This window comes from Streptacidiphilus albus JL83 (assembly GCF_000744705.1).
Classification (GTDB): domain Bacteria; phylum Actinomycetota; class Actinomycetes; order Streptomycetales; family Streptomycetaceae; genus Streptacidiphilus; species Streptacidiphilus albus.
In genome coordinates this window covers 7,117,780-7,132,937 of sequence record NZ_JQML01000001.1, presented here as the reverse complement: position 1 = coordinate 7,132,937, position 15,158 = coordinate 7,117,780, and the positions used below count along the sequence as shown (strand labels likewise).

Annotated in this window: 17 protein-coding genes; 12 read left to right on the top strand and 5 right to left on the bottom strand. The window is 72.8% G+C overall.

The window, feature by feature from the left end; translation table 11 throughout:
• Positions 1 to 61: 61 nt before the first annotated feature.
• The gene (locus tag BS75_RS31390) at positions 62 to 952 is read right to left on the bottom strand and encodes an NAD(P)-dependent oxidoreductase (protein WP_267970536.1); all 891 of its coding nucleotides are present in this window, start codon (positions 950 to 952) and stop codon (positions 62 to 64) included.
• 107 nt (positions 953 to 1,059) lie between these two features.
• Between BS75_RS31390 and BS75_RS31385 the strand changes: the two genes are divergently transcribed.
• Together BS75_RS31385 and BS75_RS31380 are read left to right on the top strand one after the other, a co-directional pair.
• Positions 1,060 to 1,410 carry a S24/S26 family peptidase gene (locus BS75_RS31385; protein WP_034090668.1) on the top strand — a complete coding sequence of 117 codons (351 nt, stop codon included), beginning with the start codon at positions 1,060 to 1,062 and terminating at the stop codon, positions 1,408 to 1,410.
• Between the two features lie 97 nt (positions 1,411 to 1,507).
• The gene (locus BS75_RS31380) at positions 1,508 to 1,915 is read left to right on the top strand and encodes a DUF3224 domain-containing protein (protein ID WP_034090667.1); all 408 of its coding nucleotides are present in this window, start codon (positions 1,508 to 1,510) and stop codon (positions 1,913 to 1,915) included.
• 88 nt (positions 1,916 to 2,003) lie between these two features.
• Here BS75_RS31380 and BS75_RS31375 read toward each other — a convergent pair whose 3' ends face one another.
• On the bottom strand, positions 2,004 to 2,471 hold the full coding sequence (locus BS75_RS31375) for a DUF4442 domain-containing protein (protein ID WP_034090666.1): 468 nt from the start codon (positions 2,469 to 2,471) through the stop codon (positions 2,004 to 2,006).
• A gap of 211 nt (positions 2,472 to 2,682) precedes the next feature.
• Here BS75_RS31375 and BS75_RS31370 point away from each other — a divergent pair, with 211 nt between their 5' ends.
• Together BS75_RS31370 and BS75_RS31365 are read left to right on the top strand one after the other, a co-directional pair.
• Positions 2,683 to 3,987, top strand: coding sequence for an MFS transporter (locus tag BS75_RS31370; RefSeq protein WP_231607939.1), 1,305 nt, complete (start codon positions 2,683 to 2,685; stop codon positions 3,985 to 3,987).
• A gap of 202 nt (positions 3,988 to 4,189) precedes the next feature.
• On the top strand, positions 4,190 to 5,470 hold the full coding sequence (locus BS75_RS31365; protein ID WP_052069836.1) for a choice-of-anchor A family protein: 1,281 nt from the start codon (positions 4,190 to 4,192) through the stop codon (positions 5,468 to 5,470).
• Positions 5,471 to 5,499: 29 nt separating this feature from the next.
• On the opposite strand, the gene BS75_RS31360 is transcribed toward BS75_RS31365, so the two are convergent.
• The gene (locus BS75_RS31360; RefSeq protein ID WP_042439907.1) at positions 5,500 to 5,889 is read right to left on the bottom strand and encodes a hypothetical protein; all 390 of its coding nucleotides are present in this window, start codon (positions 5,887 to 5,889) and stop codon (positions 5,500 to 5,502) included.
• Between the two features lie 65 nt (positions 5,890 to 5,954).
• Between BS75_RS31360 and BS75_RS31355 the strand changes: the two genes are divergently transcribed.
• On the top strand, positions 5,955 to 6,404 hold the full coding sequence (locus BS75_RS31355; RefSeq protein ID WP_034090665.1) for a GNAT family N-acetyltransferase: 450 nt from the start codon (positions 5,955 to 5,957) through the stop codon (positions 6,402 to 6,404).
• Between the two features lie 7 nt (positions 6,405 to 6,411).
• On the opposite strand, the gene BS75_RS31350 is transcribed toward BS75_RS31355, so the two are convergent.
• Entirely contained in the window at positions 6,412 to 7,482 is a 1,071-nt protein-coding gene (locus BS75_RS31350; RefSeq protein ID WP_034090664.1) for a DUF2797 domain-containing protein, read from the bottom strand.
• A 163-nt stretch (positions 7,483 to 7,645) separates the two neighbouring features.
• Between BS75_RS31350 and BS75_RS31345 the strand changes: the two genes are divergently transcribed.
• Entirely contained in the window at positions 7,646 to 8,356 is a 711-nt protein-coding gene (locus tag BS75_RS31345; protein ID WP_052069834.1) for an MmyB family transcriptional regulator, read from the top strand.
• A 17-nt stretch (positions 8,357 to 8,373) separates the two neighbouring features.
• On the opposite strand, the gene asnB is transcribed toward BS75_RS31345, so the two are convergent.
• A complete protein-coding gene (asnB, locus tag BS75_RS31340; RefSeq protein ID WP_034090663.1) occupies positions 8,374 to 10,227 on the bottom strand; it encodes an asparagine synthase (glutamine-hydrolyzing) in 1,854 nt (617 codons plus the stop codon).
• Between the two features lie 712 nt (positions 10,228 to 10,939).
• Here asnB and BS75_RS31335 point away from each other — a divergent pair.
• From BS75_RS31335 to BS75_RS31310, 6 genes are all read left to right on the top strand, one after another.
• Positions 10,940 to 11,518, top strand: coding sequence for an LPXTG cell wall anchor domain-containing protein (locus BS75_RS31335; RefSeq protein WP_034090662.1), 579 nt, complete (start codon positions 10,940 to 10,942; stop codon positions 11,516 to 11,518).
• Positions 11,508 to 12,143 (top strand): class F sortase, encoded by a 636-nt coding sequence (locus BS75_RS31330; RefSeq protein WP_042439906.1) that lies wholly within the window; start codon positions 11,508 to 11,510, stop codon positions 12,141 to 12,143. The genes BS75_RS31335 and BS75_RS31330 overlap by 11 nt, the downstream gene beginning before the upstream one ends.
• A gap of 108 nt (positions 12,144 to 12,251) precedes the next feature.
• The gene (locus BS75_RS31325) at positions 12,252 to 12,620 is read left to right on the top strand and encodes a type II toxin-antitoxin system RelE/ParE family toxin (RefSeq protein WP_408022602.1); all 369 of its coding nucleotides are present in this window, start codon (positions 12,252 to 12,254) and stop codon (positions 12,618 to 12,620) included.
• Positions 12,617 to 12,943 (top strand): helix-turn-helix domain-containing protein, encoded by a 327-nt coding sequence (locus BS75_RS31320; RefSeq protein WP_034090660.1) that lies wholly within the window; start codon positions 12,617 to 12,619, stop codon positions 12,941 to 12,943. Before BS75_RS31325 ends, BS75_RS31320 begins: the two co-directional genes overlap by 4 nt.
• A 139-nt stretch (positions 12,944 to 13,082) precedes the next feature.
• Positions 13,083 to 13,694 (top strand): DUF6193 family natural product biosynthesis protein, encoded by a 612-nt coding sequence (locus BS75_RS31315; RefSeq protein WP_034090659.1) that lies wholly within the window; start codon positions 13,083 to 13,085, stop codon positions 13,692 to 13,694.
• A gap of 151 nt (positions 13,695 to 13,845) precedes the next feature.
• Positions 13,846 to 15,066, top strand: coding sequence for a cytochrome P450 (locus BS75_RS31310; protein WP_034090658.1), 1,221 nt, complete (start codon positions 13,846 to 13,848; stop codon positions 15,064 to 15,066).
• Positions 15,067 to 15,158 lie beyond the last annotated feature (92 nt).

Sequence of the window (15,158 nt, the reverse complement as noted above, 5' to 3'; positions counted from 1 at the left end):
TCGTTCGCTGACGGAATTCTGCCACTGTTTTCCGGTCAGCACCGGCCGTTCGCACGTGTGCTCAGCCGCGCAGCCGGGTGCCCGCCTGCTCCTCCAGCAGGGCGACCGCGAGGAGTTCGCCGTCGACCGGGCCGTAGCGCTCAAGTGCCTCCTGATGGAGACCGCGTACCCGCTCGGTGATGGTGTGCGGCGTCGCGAGTTCGGCAGCCATCGAGGCCACCACCGCGAGCTGGTCGTGGATGCGGTCCAGCGGGTAGGAGGCGAGGTAGTCGCCGGCGAACAGGGACGACAGGTCGCGGCGGATGAAGTCGCTGCCGGCCGCGCTCTCGGCGAGGGTGTCGCGCAGCACGTTGAGGTCGACACCGGCCCGCTGTCCCAGCAGCAGGGCCTCGGCGGTGGCCGCCGCCTGGCCGAACCAGAGCAGGTTGATCAGCAGCTTGACCGTGTAGCCCGCGCCGGGGCCGCCGACCAGGGCGATCCGCCGAGGGTCCGCGACCAGCTCCAGCAGCGCCCGGTGGCGGGCGAGCAACTCGCCGTCCCCGCCCACGAACAGCCGCAGCGAGCCGCTCGCCGCGTCGGCCGGGCTGCCGCCGATCGGCGCCTCCAGCACCCCGATCCCGCGCGCCGACGCCCGTTCGCGGAGCGGCGCGGCAGCGGCGGGCGCATTGCTGGACATGTCGATCCAGGTCGCCCCGGGAGCCAGGGCCGCGAGCACCTCCTCGGTCACGGCCGCCGCCACCTCGGCCGGCCCGGGAAGCACGGTGATCAGCACCTCCGCGTCGGCCGCCACCGCGCACGCCGAGGGCCGCCACTCGGCGCCGCAGTCCCGCGCGGCCTGTTCGCGTTCGGCCCGAACGTCGTGAACGGCCACTGCCAGCCCGCCGTCGACGAACCGGGCGGCGATGGGAGTCCCCATCCGCCCGATACCTATGATCCCGATCCGCTGCTCCACCCCCGGATCGTAGTCCGACGCCGACCGTCGCCGACCGAAGCCGACCGTCGCCGTCCTCGGCGGAAATCGCGTCGCGGTGAGCGGGCCGGATCGGGCAGGATCGGCGGATGGGCATGTTGGACGCGTTGGCGCAGCGGGTGGCCGGGGGCGCGACCGTCGCCTTCCGGCCGAGCGGATCGTCGATGGTGCCGCTGATCCGCAGTCGGCAGGAGGTCGTGGTGGCGCCGGCCGACCCGGCGCGGGTCGTGGTCGGCGACATCGTCCTCGCCCGCGTGGCCGGGACCGTCTACCTGCACCTGGTCTCGGCGGTGGACCCGGCCCGCCGGCGGGTGCAGATCAGCAACAATCGTGGCCGCGTCAACGGTTGGACCGGCTACGACCGGGTCTTCGGCATCTGCCTGAGCGTCGACGGGATGCCCCGCGCGGGCGCGGAGGGCAGGGTGGCCGGGGTGGGCTGAGCGCGCCCCGTCGACCACGGTCCGACGGCGCGCCACCGGCTTTTCGCGCCCGGTGAGTTGCCGCAACCGGTCGGTTCGCACCGTTACGATCTACGGCATGAGAGCCGCCGGAACGTTCACCGTGAAGTCCTTCGTCCCCACCGAGCTGGAGCCCAAGCCGGCCGTCGCCACCGGGACTCCGGTCGGCGTGGCGACGATGGAGAAGGCCTTCGAGGGCGAGATCACCGGGCGGGCCTCGACCCTGTTCACCGCAGCCTTCGACCAGGAGAGCGGCTGCGGCACCTACGTGGCGATGGAGTCCTTCGAGGGCTCGGTCAACGGCCTGGAGGGCACCCTGAACTTCGCCCACTCGGCGACGACTTCCGGCAGTGACCGTTCGGCGGAGTTCTTCACCATCGTGCCCGGCAGCGGCACCGGGGAGCTGGCCGGCATCACCGGCGCCGGCGGCCTGTCGGTCGACACCGACGGCACCCACCGGCTCTGGTTCGAGTACGAGATCGGCTGAGCAACGTCACACCCCCTGTGTCCGCGCCCCGCGCCCCGCGTCACAGCGCGGGGCGCGGACGACAGCGCGCGGCGGGCGCGGCGCCGGGTCAGCTCTGCGGGCGCAGCGTCCAGACCACGGTCATCTCCGCCGTCACCGCCCCGTCCCCACGGGTGAGGGTGACCGCGACCGGGAACTCGGGCCGGAGGCCCTGGTCCAGCTCCGCGACCACGTCCGCTGCCGGGCGGCCGATCACGGCCGTGGCGGTGACCGGTCCGCGCGCGAGCTTGCGGTAGGCGATCTCGGCGCTGACCGCGAGCGGCACCGCACGGCCGAGCTGGTCGCCGAACGCGGCCAGGACGATCGCCCCGCTGGCCGACTCGGCGAGGGTGAACATCGCTCCGGCGTGCGGAGCGGCGAGGTGGTTGTGGAACTCAGGCTGGTCGGGCAGGAGCAGCACCGCGCGCTCGGCGGTGCACTCCAGGAACTCCAGGTTGAGCGTCCGCACCATCGGCACGGTGGCGGGCAGGAGTTCGGCGATGGACGGGTGGCCGTCCGACTCTCGGGTGTCGGTCATGGCTACAAGTTACCAGCGAGTAGGTGCACAGCGACAGCGTTCGCCGCAGGCCAGAAGGACTGTTGACATCAAGTTTCTTGACATCAAGATTCATCTTCGGCAGGCTACCCCCCGAATCTCTTGATGTCGAGATACCTCAGCAGCGGATCGGAGGTCGGCCATGCGGCGTCGGACAGTGAGCCGGCAGTCCCGGACGGGCAGGAACGGCCTGGTGGCGCAGCTGCGCCGACCGCCGGGCGGGCGGGACGCGAGGATCATGCTGCTCGCCCAGTTCCTGGACCGGACCGGTTCGGGTGTCTGGGGCGCGGCCTCGGTCCTCTACTTCACCTTCGTGGCCGGCCTGGACGCGCGGCAGCTGGGCCTGCTGCTCGGCGCGGCCGGTGTGGCCGGCATCGCCGGCTCCCCGCTGGCGGGCCGACTGGCCGGACACCTGCCTGTCCGCACCCTGCTGATCGGCTGCCACCTGCTGCGGCTGGTGACCCTCTGCCTGCTGCTGGTCTGCAACGGCTTCGGGCTGCTGCTGCCGGTGGTGGCCGCCACCTACCTGGGCGACCGGGCGGCCAAGACCCTGGAGATGCTCTTCGCCACGCGGGCGGCGGGCGAGCAGCGCTCCACCTACCAGGCGCTGTCACGCAGCTCGGCCAACGCCGGTTACGCCCTCGGCGCCGGCATCGCCGCCGTCGGACTGGCCGTGGGCACCCGCGACGCCTACGACGCGCTGATCCTGACCGATGCGCTGTCCTTCCTCGCCGCTGCCCTGCTGGTCCGGCGCACCCGGGAACCGCACGCCTCTGGACCGGCGACGCCGCCGCAGCCCGCGACGGCTCCCGCCGCCGCAGCCGGGCCGCCCGCGCCGAGCCCGTGGCGCGACCGCCGCTACCTGCTGTTCGTCCTGCTGGACGCGCCGATGAACCTGGACGACTCGGTCCTCAACGTCGGGCTGCCGCTGTGGCTGGTGCACCACACCTCGGCCCCGCGCGCCGTCGTCCCGACCTTCCTGGTGCTCAACACCGTGCTGGTGGTGCTGCTGCAACTGCGGTTCTCGGCAAGGGTCCGGACTCCGCGTCAGGCCGCCACGGCGGTCGTGGTCTACGGGGTGACCACGCTCGCCTTCTGCACGCTCCTGGCCACCGCGACCGGCGGCGGCGCCTGGACCGCCTCCGCCGCGCTGCTCGCCACGGCAGTGCTGGTCACCGCAGCGGAGCTGCTGCGGTCGGTGACCTCCTGGGAGCTCGCGGTCTCGCTCGCACCCCAGCAGGCGCGAGCGTCCTACCTGGGTGTGGCCGGCATGTCCCAGTCCGTGCAGAAGTCCGCCGGGCCGCTGCTGCTGACCGGTGCGGTGATGACCGCAGGACCGGTCGGCTGGCTGCTGCTCGGCGCCGCGGTCGCCGGCCTCTCGGTGGCTCAACGCCACTTCAGCCTGCGGCGGTTGGACGCGATGCGGACGCCGGTCCCGCCGGCCGCCGCCGGGCCGGAGCCGCTCCCGGCGGCGGCCGGCGCCCGCTCCGCGCGCTGACCGGTGCGCCGCGGACCCGCGCGCCCGTTCCGGGCACCGGTGCGCCGTTCGGGGGGAGATCCCGCCCCGGACGGCGCGGTGACGTCGCTGCCGGGCGGCCAGTTGCTTTGCTGACGTCGGTATGGCCGGAGCCGGCCGCGCGGCCGCCCTGGCCGCCGACGCTTCCGCGTCGGCCCGGACGGCAAACTGTGGAGGCTGAGGAATGCGGGATCTGCGCAGGTCCGCACTGGTGGCCGGAGTGGCTGCCGCCCTGTTCGCGGCGGCCTGGACACCGGCTGCGGCGGCGCCGATGCCGGCGCCGCTCGGCCCCTGTGGCGGGCCCGAGTGCCCGTCCAACTACCCGCCCCCCAACAACGGCAACTTCGCCGGGCGCGACTCCAACATCAATGTCTTCGTCGGCGGTGACTACTCCGTGGTGGGCCGGGCCGCCGAGGTCGAGGGTCGGGTCGTCACCCTCGGCAACTTCAGCGTGGACAAGTCCGAGGGCGGTGGCGCCTTCAACATGTCCGTGGTCGGCGTGGGTTCGCGGGTGCCACCGCCCACCGGATCGGACTTCGTGGTCGTCGGCGGCAACGTCGATGTCGCGCCAAACAACCACGTGCTGGTCGGCGGCTCCGACGCGACCACCACCGCCTGGGGCGACTTCCCCTACGGCGGCACCACCACCGGCATCGTCACCATGACCCCGGACGGGCAGCACCTCCACAACCCCGCCGCAGCCGCCCGCTACACCCACCTGCGGCCGGTCATCGAAGCGCTCTCCGCCTGCACCGGCAAGGCCGAGGCCACCGGTACCGTCACGATCACCAACAGCGAGGCGACCTTCAACGGCGACGGCCACAGCAGCCGCCAGGTCTTCAACGTCGACCAGAGCCTGGGCACGAGCGAGCACCAGATCGGCCTCGTCTTCACCGGCATCCCGACCGGCGCCACCGTGATCGTCAACATGCAGACGACCGACCCGGTGATCAAGACCTACACCGGGACCGGCCAGCCGGGCGACCAGCTGACGGAGCTGGGGCCCAAGCTGCTGTGGAACTTCCCCAACGCGGCCACCGTCCGCATCACCGGCGGCTCCCAGTTCCAGGGATCGATCCTGGCCGGCAGGCCGGACGGGGTCACCACGCTGGGCACCGCAGGCATCAACGGACGGGTCTACCTGGCCGGCAGCCTGATCCAGGAGGGCGTCGGCGGCTACGAACTGCACGCCTACCCCTTCAACGGCGACCTGCCGGACTGCACGACGCCGACGCCGACGCCCTCCCGCTCGACGACGCCCACCCCCTCGCACTCCCCGACGCACTCGGTGAGCCCCGGGCCCAGCCACACCACCCACCGGCCGCGCCCCTACCCCAGCGGCGGCGAGACCCTCCCGGACACCGGCCAGAACGGCACCGGGCTGCTGCTCGGCACGGCCGGCGCCCTGCTGCTGGGCGGCCTCGGCACCCGGGTACTGGTCCGCCGCCGAGGCCGGCACAGCTGATCGTCCCCGACCCGGTAGCCCGACCCGGGCTACCGGGTCGGCCCGTCCGGTCGGCCCGTCGTCGGCAGCAGCCCCCAGCCGTCGAGCTCCAGCACGGCGCGGCTGCCCGGATCCCAACCGCGCGCCAGCGCGGCGTCCACCAGCGCCCGCACCACGCCCGGCCGGTGCAGGTTCACCGGCTCCCCGCCGAGCAGGCCCACCGTGCCCCCGGGCAGGAAACCGTCCGGCACCAGCCGTCCCGGGCCGGCGGGGAAGGCCACGACCAGCCGTCCGCCGTGGTCCGCGCGCCGACGGACGGTCAGCAGCTCGCAGCAGTCCACCGGTGGTCCCTCGCTCTCCCGGTGCCGATGGCCGAGGAACCACCACAGCTCTTCGGTTCCGACCACCAGCCGCCGCGACCGCCGACCGTTCCGCGCCATGGCCCCGCCCTCCTGCCGCCACAATCCGGTTGACGTGCCGACCGCGCGCACGGTCCGATGCTGCCATGACGGATCTTCGCATCAGCCCGGCAGCCGGCGACGCCGGGCTCCGGGAGTGGCAGCACGTGCACAACGTGATCATCCCCACCGACGTGCTCTCGCTGGACCAGGTGCGCGAACGCTCCGGGCGCCACCGGTTGGCGGTCGCCCACCTCGGCGACACCCTCATCGGCTGCTCGACGCTCCGACCGCCCGAGGCGGGGAGCGAGACGGCGACGGTCATCGCCCGGGTCCTGCCCGCCCACCGCCGCCAGGGCTTCGGCGAGCTGATCTACGCCCAGTGCTTGGAGCAGGCCCGACTTTTGGGCGCCCGGGTGATCGAGACGGTGGTCCTGGCCACCAACCCGGACGGGCTGCGCTTCGCGCTCTCCCGGGGATTCGCCGAGGTGGAGACCTACCTCCTGCCGGGCGACACCGTCCCCTACACCGACCTGCGCCTCACGCCCACCGACTGACGGCCGATCAGAAGAGCGCCGGGGGCTCGTCGCGAACGGCGGGGTACGGGAAAGGGACGGTCGGGGCCGTGGTCGGGGCGGCGGGGTCGGTGCGGGTGAGCTGCCAGCCGGCCAGCAGGCGCAGGTCCACCAGCAGCAGCGGGCCGATGCCGGGCGGGCGGAGGTAGGCGTCCGGACCGACGATCGCGGCCAGCGTCCCGGCCACGGTCGCGCCCGGTGCCAGCCGACCGATCAGCCGGTCCGGCCGGGGCGGCCGGGCGCGGTCGAAGTGGTAGGCAGCGGTGTGGTCGTGGGCGGTGAAGGGCAGCCTGGCCACGGTGTCGGGCCAGGCGGCGTGGCCGTGCGCGGCGCGGTGCACGACCTGCAGCTCGGCGGCGGCCGGGTCGGGGCTGACCGGGGCGGAAGCGGCCGGGTCGGAAGCGGCCGGGTCGGAAGCGGCCGGGTCGGAAGCGGCCGGGTCGGGAGTGGCCGGAGTGGAAGCGGCCGGAGTGGAAGCGGCCGGGTCGGGAGCTCCGACGATGGCAGCAGCAGCGGCAGGAAGAGGGGCGGCGCTCCGCGCGGCGGCCTTGGCCGCATGGGCCATCCGGTCCGGCAGGCCGAGGGCCGTGCCGAGGACGCGTTCGGCCCGGCGGACGCCGGGCAGCGCGCCCTCGCCGAGCCAGGTGTGGACGAGCGCGCCCTGGCCGAGCAACCGTCGGTCGCCGCGCCCGGCGGCGGTGATGCCGATCTTGACCAGGCCGGGACCGAACCAGGCCAGGTAGAGGCGGTACGGCTGGGGGTCGTCCAGCGCGGTGTCGGCGGCGACCGAGTGCCGTCGGTCCACCGCCGCGCAGGCCGGGCAGAGCGGATTCGCGGCGCTCGGCGGGATCTCCGTGCCGGTGGGGCAGTCGACGCGCCGCCCGGCACGCGGCACGCCGACGCACCGGCGCCCGCCGGTGACGGCGAAGGCCAGCGGCCCGCCGGGAAGCAGCAGCGGCGACTGCCGCTCCCCGTGCCGGGGCGAGGTCCAGCCCAGCCCCGGGCCGTCCGCCGTCCACTGCGCCCCGGTGCAGCGCCAGCTGTTCGCCGGCTCCGTCACGCTCCGCCCTGCTGCTGTTCCGGTACCCACCCGGACAGCCTACGAGCAGCGGGGCGCGGCGCAGCCGGTCAGCGGCGGGCGTTCACCGTCATGCGGGCGTAGTCGATGAGTCGACTGGTACATCCGACTGGAGCAGGGGCGGGTCGGCACGCCCGGCGTCACCGTGCTCGACAGCGTCGCTGCGGCGCTGCGCCTGTCGCCTGCGGAGCGGCAGCACCTGCACCTGATCGCGCGCGGTGAGGCGCCGACCGAGCGGCATGTCCCGGCACCGGTGGGGCGTTCGTTGCGGACCCTGCTCGACGGCATGCCGCTGCTGCCCGCCTATGTCATCGACTTCCGCTTCGACGTCCTGGCCCACAACCGTGCGGCGTCGGCGTTGTTCGGTGCGGCCTTCGGCACGGCACCCGGCGCGGACAATGTCGCCCGGCTGCTCTTCGCCGATCCGGACGTGCGCTCGACCCAGTTGGACTGGGCGCGGATCGCCCGCGAGACGGTCGGCAATCTCCGGACCAACCTCGCCCGCCACCGTGACGACCAGGAGCTGCTCGCCCTGATCGCGGAACTCCGGTCCGAAAGCCCGGAGTTCGCGGCCTGGTGGGAGGACCACACGGTCGAGGAGCGGGCCCACGGGAGCAAGCGGATCCGGCACGACCTCGTCGGCGAACTGGCCGTCTGCTACGACACCATGGCCGCACTCGACGGTTCCGACCAGCGGCTGGTCGTGGTCACGCCCGCCGACGCCACGGCCGAGCAGGGCCTGCGCACCCTGATCGCGGCCCGGACGAGGTCGCTGGCAGGCCCTGGCCTGTCCAGCATCGTCGCCCAGCGGCGGAGCGCCGGCGTCGCCCGCCGGGCCGCATCAGTCGGTGACTAGCTCTCAGCTGTCAGCTGTCAGATGTCCAGGCTGACGTCGTAGTTGCGCAGCCAGGAGTCCAGCGCCATGACGATCTCGCCGGACGTGCGCAGGTCGGAGCCGGGTGCCTCGTCGACCGCCCGGGCGGTGGCGGCGACGTCGATCAGCGGCAGCACCGGGCTGTCCGGGTCGTCGAGCACGACGCGCAGCTGGGCGCGCACGGCCTCGGCGTACCGGGGGTCCTGGGTCACGGGGTAGGGGCTCTTGACCCGGTTGGCGACGGAGTCGGGCAACACGTCCCTGGCCGCCGCCCGGAGCAGCGACTTCTCCCGGCCGTCGAAGGTCTTCATCGCCCACGGCACGTTGAAGACGTACTCGACCAGCCGGTGGTCGCAGAACGGGACGCGGACCTCCAGTCCGGTCGCCATGCTGGCCCGGTCCTTGCGGTCGAGCAGGAACTGGACGAAGCGGGTCAGGTGCAGGTAGCTGATCTCGCGCATCCGCCGCTCCAGGCCCTCCTCCCCGGGCAGCCGGGGCACCTGCGCCAGCGCCTCCTGGTAACGCCGGTCCTGGTAGCCGGGGATGTCGGCCTTGGCCAGCAGCCCCGGTGCGAGCAGCGCCTCGCGGTCCGTTCCGATGTCGGAGCCGCTGAAGGCGCCCCGGGTGGCGGCCAGCCAGGGGAAGGCGTCGGTGTGGACGATCTTCTCGTCGTGGAACCAGCTGTAGCCGCCGAAGACCTCGTCCGCGGACTCGCCGGACAGGGCGACGGTCGACTCCTCGCGGATAGCCTTGAAGAGCAGGTAGAGCGAGGTGTCGATGTCCCCGATCCCGTACGGCAGGTCGCGGGCGAAGAGGACCCGCTCCCGGTTGGCCCGGTCCATCAGCTGCGCGGTGTCCAGCACGATGTCGCGGTGGTCGGAGCCGACGTGCGCGGCCAGGGCCCGGGCGTAGGGGCCGTCCGGGGTCGGCCGGAGCGCGTCGGCCTGGAAGTTCTCGGTCTGGCCGACGAAGTCGACCGCGAAGGAGCGCACCGGGCCCCGGCCGTCCGCCGTCAACGACTTCGCGGCCAGCGCGGTGACCACGGAGGAGTCGAGGCCCCCGGAGAGCAGCGTGCACAGCGGGACGTCGGCGACGAGCTGCCGGTCGACGATGTCGTCGAGCAGTTCGCGCACCCTGGCGATGGTGGTGTCCAGGTCGTCGGTGTGCTCGCGGGCCTCCAGGGCCCAGTAGCGGCGCTCGGTGATGCTGCCGCGGCGAACGCGGAGGGTGTGTCCGGGCTTCAGCTCGAACATGCCCCGGTAGACGGCGTGGCCGGGGGTCTTGGTGAAGGCCAGCAGCTCGGCTATGCCCTCGGCGTCGACGGCGGCGCGGACCTCGGGGTGGGCCAGGATGGCCTTGGGCTCGGAGCCGAACAGCACGCCGTCCCGGGTGGGCCAGTAGTAGAGCGGCTTGATCCCCATCCGGTCGCGGACCAGCAGCAGTTCCTCGGTGCGCGGGTCCCAGAGTGCGAAGGCGTACATGCCGTTGAGCCGGGCGGTGAAGTCCTCGCCCCACTGGAGGTAGGCGTGGAGGGCCACCTCGGTGTCGCTGCTGGTCCTGAAGGTGTGCCCGTGGGCCTCCAACTCGGCGCGCAGCTCGCGGTAGTTGTAGATCTCACCGCTGTAGGTGGTGACCAGCAGGGTGCGGCCGTCGTGCTCGACGGCCATGGGCTGGGCGCCGCCGGATATGTCGATCACCGCCAGTCGGCGGTGGCCGAAGGCCACATGCGGGTCCAGCCACAGGCCGGCTGCATCGGGGCCCCGGCAGGCCATGGTCTCGGTCATCGCGGCGAGCGTGCCGCGCTCACCGCCGAGGTTTCGGTCGTAGGCGACCCATCCGGTGATTCCGCACATGAGGGCGGCTTCCTCTCCGGTTCGTCGGTCCCGCAGAAACGGGACGCGGCCCAGGCCGCGTCCCGTGCGGCCGAGCCATCATGCGCACGCTAACGATCCCCAGTTGCAGCACGCAACCACTCGCTCGCCGTTCGCACACAACCGGCCAACCCGAGCCGCGCGGGTTTGCCGGACCCCCGGCCCGACGCCCAGCCGGAACGCCGAGGACGGCCCCGGCACGGGAAGACCCGAGCAGGGGTCCGACCGCGCCGACCGGACCGACCAGGGCCGACCGGGGAGAGGTCGCGGACATTCGGAGCCGCCCGCCCGGACCCGTCCCCAGCAGCACCGCAGCGAAGCACGGAACGCCGCCGGACACCCGGACCCGTCACCGGCGGGGCCGGTGCGCCCGGACCCCGATCCCTTGTTCGAGCCGGATCCTGGATGCACGAACAAGCGTCCGGAAACAGTCACCCGGGGTCGCGTGCGAGTCGGTCCCGCCCGCCCCGGATCCGACCGGATCCGGTGCGACGCGGCAGGTTAGCGGGTCGACCCGACCGACCGGGGCAGCGGAACCCGGACACGCCGAGGTGTCCGCCATCCGGGTGCAGCCCGCTCGCACAGGATTACGATCGAATACGAACGGTGACGAATAGGCCCGATCGTCTCGGTGTGTCCCACGCACCCGGGCTCCCCCGCCCGCGGTCCGCACCGGACATCGGAGAGGTGCCCCATGCGCCCCGTACTGTCCATCGCCTCCGCGGCCGGAATCGCGCTCGCGGCCCTGACAGCCGCCGCCGCGCCGGCCTTCGCCGCCCCGCCCCCGACCCTGGTCTCCGACGACGGAGGGGGAAAGGACGGAGGGAAAGGCAGCGGCGCGAACGTCAGACTCTCGCCCTCGACCGTGCATCCGGGCGACACCGTGACCATCCAGCTCGACTGCTCCGCCTACTCCAGCCCCGCCCCGACCTGGCGTTCGGCGACCGCGTTCGACGGGCCGGTGGACCTCCAGCCGATGAACGGCCAGCCCGGCTTCTTCAGCGGCTCGGCAACCATCAGCAGCACGCTGCAGAGCGGCAGCTACTCGGTCACCGGCGCCTGCGCGTCGGGTGACAGCAACTCCGGCTTCGAGGGCCGGCTGACCATCACCGCCACCGACGACGGCTACACCATGCCCCAGGGCACGGCCAGGACCGGCCTCGGCGGCAGCATCACCGGCGGCGACACCACCCAGGTGGCGCTGGGCGCGGCCCTGGTCGCCGGGGCCGGCGGGCTGGTGCTGCGGCGCCGGCGCAGCAACGATGGGGGCTGATCCCGGCACCCGGAGCAGTCCCCGCCGGACGGGCGCGGCCGTCCTGCTGATCGCCGGACTGGCGTTCATCAGCCACGGGATGGCCGCCGGAGCACCGCCCCAGCCGTCCGCCGCCGACTACGTCGCGGGCGAGGAGATGGCGGACATCCCGGGCGCTCCGGCGATGTCCGTCTCGGCGCCGACCCGGATCAAGATCCCCTCGATCGGCGTCGACGCACCGCTGGACCGGCTCGGCCTCGGTCCCGAAGGCCGACTGACCACGCCTCCCGACGACAGGAGCAATCTGGCCGGCTGGTACGCCGGCGGGCCCGCCCCGGGCTCGCCGGGCCCGGCGGTCATCGCCGGCCATGTCGACAACGCCCACGGCCCGGCCGTCTTCTACGGCCTGGGCTCGCTGCAGATCGGCGAGTCGATCGAGATCGAGCGCAGCGACCACCGCACCGCGGTCTTCTCGGTGGACGCGATCGACGTCTACTCCGCGAAGTCCTTCCCCAACCGCGTGGTCTACGGCCGCACCACCTACCCGGAGCTCCGGGTGATCACCTGCGGCGGCGGCTACACCAAGGCCACCGGCTACCTCGGCAACGTCGTCGTCTTCGCCCACCTCACCGGCCCGGACAGCTGACTGCCGGCGCCCGGATGCTTCCTCCGCCACCTTCTCCGCGAAGTTTCCTGACCGGCCCTCCGGGCAATGCCCGCTCATACAGATATCTGTATAGTCACCACTGTGAGCATGCTCTGGACGATCGAAATCGAGCCTGAGGTCCGGCAGTGGCTGGAGTTACTCCCGGATGCCCACTACGACAAGGCCGAGCGCGCCGCTGACATGCTCGCCGCACGTGCTACGACCCTGGGCGAGCCCTACTCCCGTCACCTGGGCGGCAAGGTGCGCGAGTTGCGCTTCAGTCTTGACGGCACAGCCGTACGGCTGACGTACTGGCTCGCACCCGACCAGCGCGTCGTGCTCCTGACCGTCTTCCGAAAGACACGGATAAGAGAGACCGAAGAGGTCGACCGCGCCAAGCTCGCACAGAAGGTGTGCGAGGCGGAGCACTCTGCCGCAGCCCACGCGTACGATCGAGCCGAGACGGAGGAGCATTGAATCACTCGGAGTGGAGAACTCGACGTACGCGCGCGCTGCTCGGTGAGCAGGTGGAGGAGTCCGCCGCCTATGTCGAGGCTGGATACGCCTTCGCGCTCGGCCAGGCGGTCTTCGACCGGCGAACCGCGCTGGGCCTGTCGCAGGCGGAGGTGGCGAGGCGGGCCGGCATGACGCAGCCGCAGATCTCCAACATCGAGAGCGGTGGCATGGTACCCACGCTGCCACTGCTCGCCCGTTTGGCGAAGGCAATGGAAGCCACACTGAACATCGCCCTCGACGACGAGTCCTCGCGCTTCTCCTTCTCGCCCCACGCCGCTGCCTGAAGGGCGTCACACTGCTGCGATGGATTCGAACGAGGCTGGCGCAGCAAAAGAGCACCCATCGCAGCTGGCGACCGCACTGACTGGAGCCGCTGCGGAGCTCGGGGTTGATCTCGGGCCAGTGGTGCAGGAGGGGGCGGGGGTGCGGACCGAGGTGGACGGCCGGGTCACCGGCGAGCGCTTCCTCGCCCTACGGGAGGGGTCGACGGTGCTGCCGTTCGACATCTCCCTGTGGTCCAGGGGCGGGGAGCGTGTTCAGGGGCCGATGGCCGACCTCCGACAGGTGGCGCAGGTCGCACATGCCTGGCGGAGCGGAGCCTCCTTCGCCACCGTGCACACCCTCTGCCCGTTTCTCGAATCCGGCGATCTCCGGGCGGCGATGGGGCGCGGTCCGGCCGAGGCGGTGGCAGTCAAGTGGCGGATGAACGAAGTGCGGGCACGCCACTTCCCCGTCTGGTCGCACCAGCTCCCGCTGCTCATCGCCGGCTACACCGAACCACGGCTGCGCCGGCTGTTCCCCGTCACCAGCCATTTCAGCCTGTGGCTCAGCGGCTGCGTCGAATATCCGCACCTCAGGCTCACGCCGCTGATCGAGCCGCTCCGGGACGGGCGGCACCACGTCGTCCATCACCGCTCCGGCCGCGAACGGGAGACCTTCGGCAGCGCCGAGGAGGCCGTGGCCCGGGTCGCGGCGCTACTGCCCGCGGACATCGGCCCGGCCGCCGCCGGCAGCGCCGCGAGCCCTCGGGGCTGACGGCTCGGATGGACCACTGGACTGGTGGGGTGGCGGGGACGGACGTGATGATCGGTACAAGGCCCGCGATGCGGTGATTCGTGCACGACTGTTCGGTGTGCCCGCCGCTGGCCGACACCAGTGAATCTCCCAGGCCAGGAGGACCGGCCGCATGCCACAGCAGGTGAGGGACGTCAGGACCTGGCCCCGAGTCGACCTCAGGGGCGTGGAGTTCCACCCGATGATGGCCGAACTCCTCGGCGAGGAGTGCCCGGTGCGCGTGGCACTTCCCCAAGGCGGTGAGCCCGCCTGGGTGTTCACCCACTACGACGAGGTGAAGGCGGTCACCGGCGACCCACGGTTCAGCCGCGCGGCGGTGCGCGAGGCCGACGCCACCCGGCTGACCCAGCTGCGCCTGCTGCTCGACGGGGACCTCACCTACCAGGACGGCGACGCCCACACCCGGATCCGCCGGCAGTTGGCGAAGGTGCTCACCCCGGCCCGGATCGAGGTGCTGGGGCGGGTCTCGGTCCGGATCTGCGACTCGCTGATGGACGCCGTCCTCGCCCAGGGGCCGCCCGCCGACCTGGTCGCGGACCTGGTCTCGCCCTACGCCCTGGAGCTGGCCGGCCGCCTCGTCGGCGTGCCCGAGCAGTACCGGGACCGGCAGCTGTGCGACCGCTTCGAGACGGTCTTCTCCATCCGCTCGGCCCCGGAAGAGGCCCGGTCGGCCCAGGACGCGTTGCGGGAGCTCTTCCAGGAGCTGGTCTCGACGGCGCGCGCGGTGCGGCCCGAGGCCCCCGGCGTCCGCCCCGGAGGGCTGATCACGGCCCTGGCCGGGGCGGACGCCGAGCTCACCGACCAGGAGGTGGTGGCCGCCGCGTACCACGTCACCCAGGCCGCCTGGCACGGGATCCGGAACCAGGGCGGCAACCTGCTGTACATCCTGCTGAGCCGCCCCGACCTGGCCGCCCGGCTGCGCGGACGGCCGGCGGCCTGGCCGGCGGCGGTCGACGAACTGCTGCGCTACACGCCACGGTTGGCCGGACTCGGCGTCGAGAGGATCGCCACCGAGGACGTCACGGTCGGCGGTGTCACCGTGCGCCGGGGCGAAGCGGTCTACGTCTCCTACGCCTCGGCCAACCGGGACGAGCGGGCCTTCCCCGACCCGGCCCGGATCGACCTCCGACGGCACGGCAACCAGCACCTGGCCTACGGCCACGGCCCGCACCGCTGCCCGGCGTCGGCGCTGGGGGACATGGAGCTGCGCACCCTCGTCGGCACGCTGCTCACCCGGTTGCCGACCGCCCGACTGGCGGTCCCCGACGATCAGTTGGCCTGGCGGACCGCAGACATCCTGCGCGGACCGCAGCAGTTGCCGGTGACCTGGTGAGCGCCTGAGCACAACAGGCCGAAGGAGGGTTCTCGATCCGGGGGTTGGGGGGACAAGCCCGATCCGACGAAAGCGGGACCGACATGCCGTCA

Coding starts and splice junctions, on each gene's coding strand:
- BS75_RS31325 (WP_408022602.1), top strand. CDS start 12,252: ATGCTCTGGACGATCGAAATCGAGCCTGAGGTCCGGCAGTGGCTGGAG.
- BS75_RS31380 (WP_034090667.1), top strand. CDS start 1,508: ATGAGAGCCGCCGGAACGTTCACCGTGAAGTCCTTCGTCCCCACCGAG.
- asnB (WP_034090663.1), bottom strand. CDS start 10,227: ATGTGCGGAATCACCGGATGGGTCGCCTACGACCGAAACCTCGGCGGT.
- BS75_RS31310 (WP_034090658.1), top strand. CDS start 13,846: ATGCCACAGCAGGTGAGGGACGTCAGGACCTGGCCCCGAGTCGACCTC.
- BS75_RS31385 (WP_034090668.1), top strand. CDS start 1,060: ATGGGCATGTTGGACGCGTTGGCGCAGCGGGTGGCCGGGGGCGCGACC.
- BS75_RS31360 (WP_042439907.1), bottom strand. CDS start 5,889: ATGGCGCGGAACGGTCGGCGGTCGCGGCGGCTGGTGGTCGGAACCGAA.
- BS75_RS31330 (WP_042439906.1), top strand. CDS start 11,508: ATGGGGGCTGATCCCGGCACCCGGAGCAGTCCCCGCCGGACGGGCGCG.
- BS75_RS31365 (WP_052069836.1), top strand. CDS start 4,190: ATGCGGGATCTGCGCAGGTCCGCACTGGTGGCCGGAGTGGCTGCCGCC.
- BS75_RS31375 (WP_034090666.1), bottom strand. CDS start 2,471: ATGACCGACACCCGAGAGTCGGACGGCCACCCGTCCATCGCCGAACTC.
- BS75_RS31355 (WP_034090665.1), top strand. CDS start 5,955: ATGACGGATCTTCGCATCAGCCCGGCAGCCGGCGACGCCGGGCTCCGG.
- BS75_RS31335 (WP_034090662.1), top strand. CDS start 10,940: ATGCGCCCCGTACTGTCCATCGCCTCCGCGGCCGGAATCGCGCTCGCG.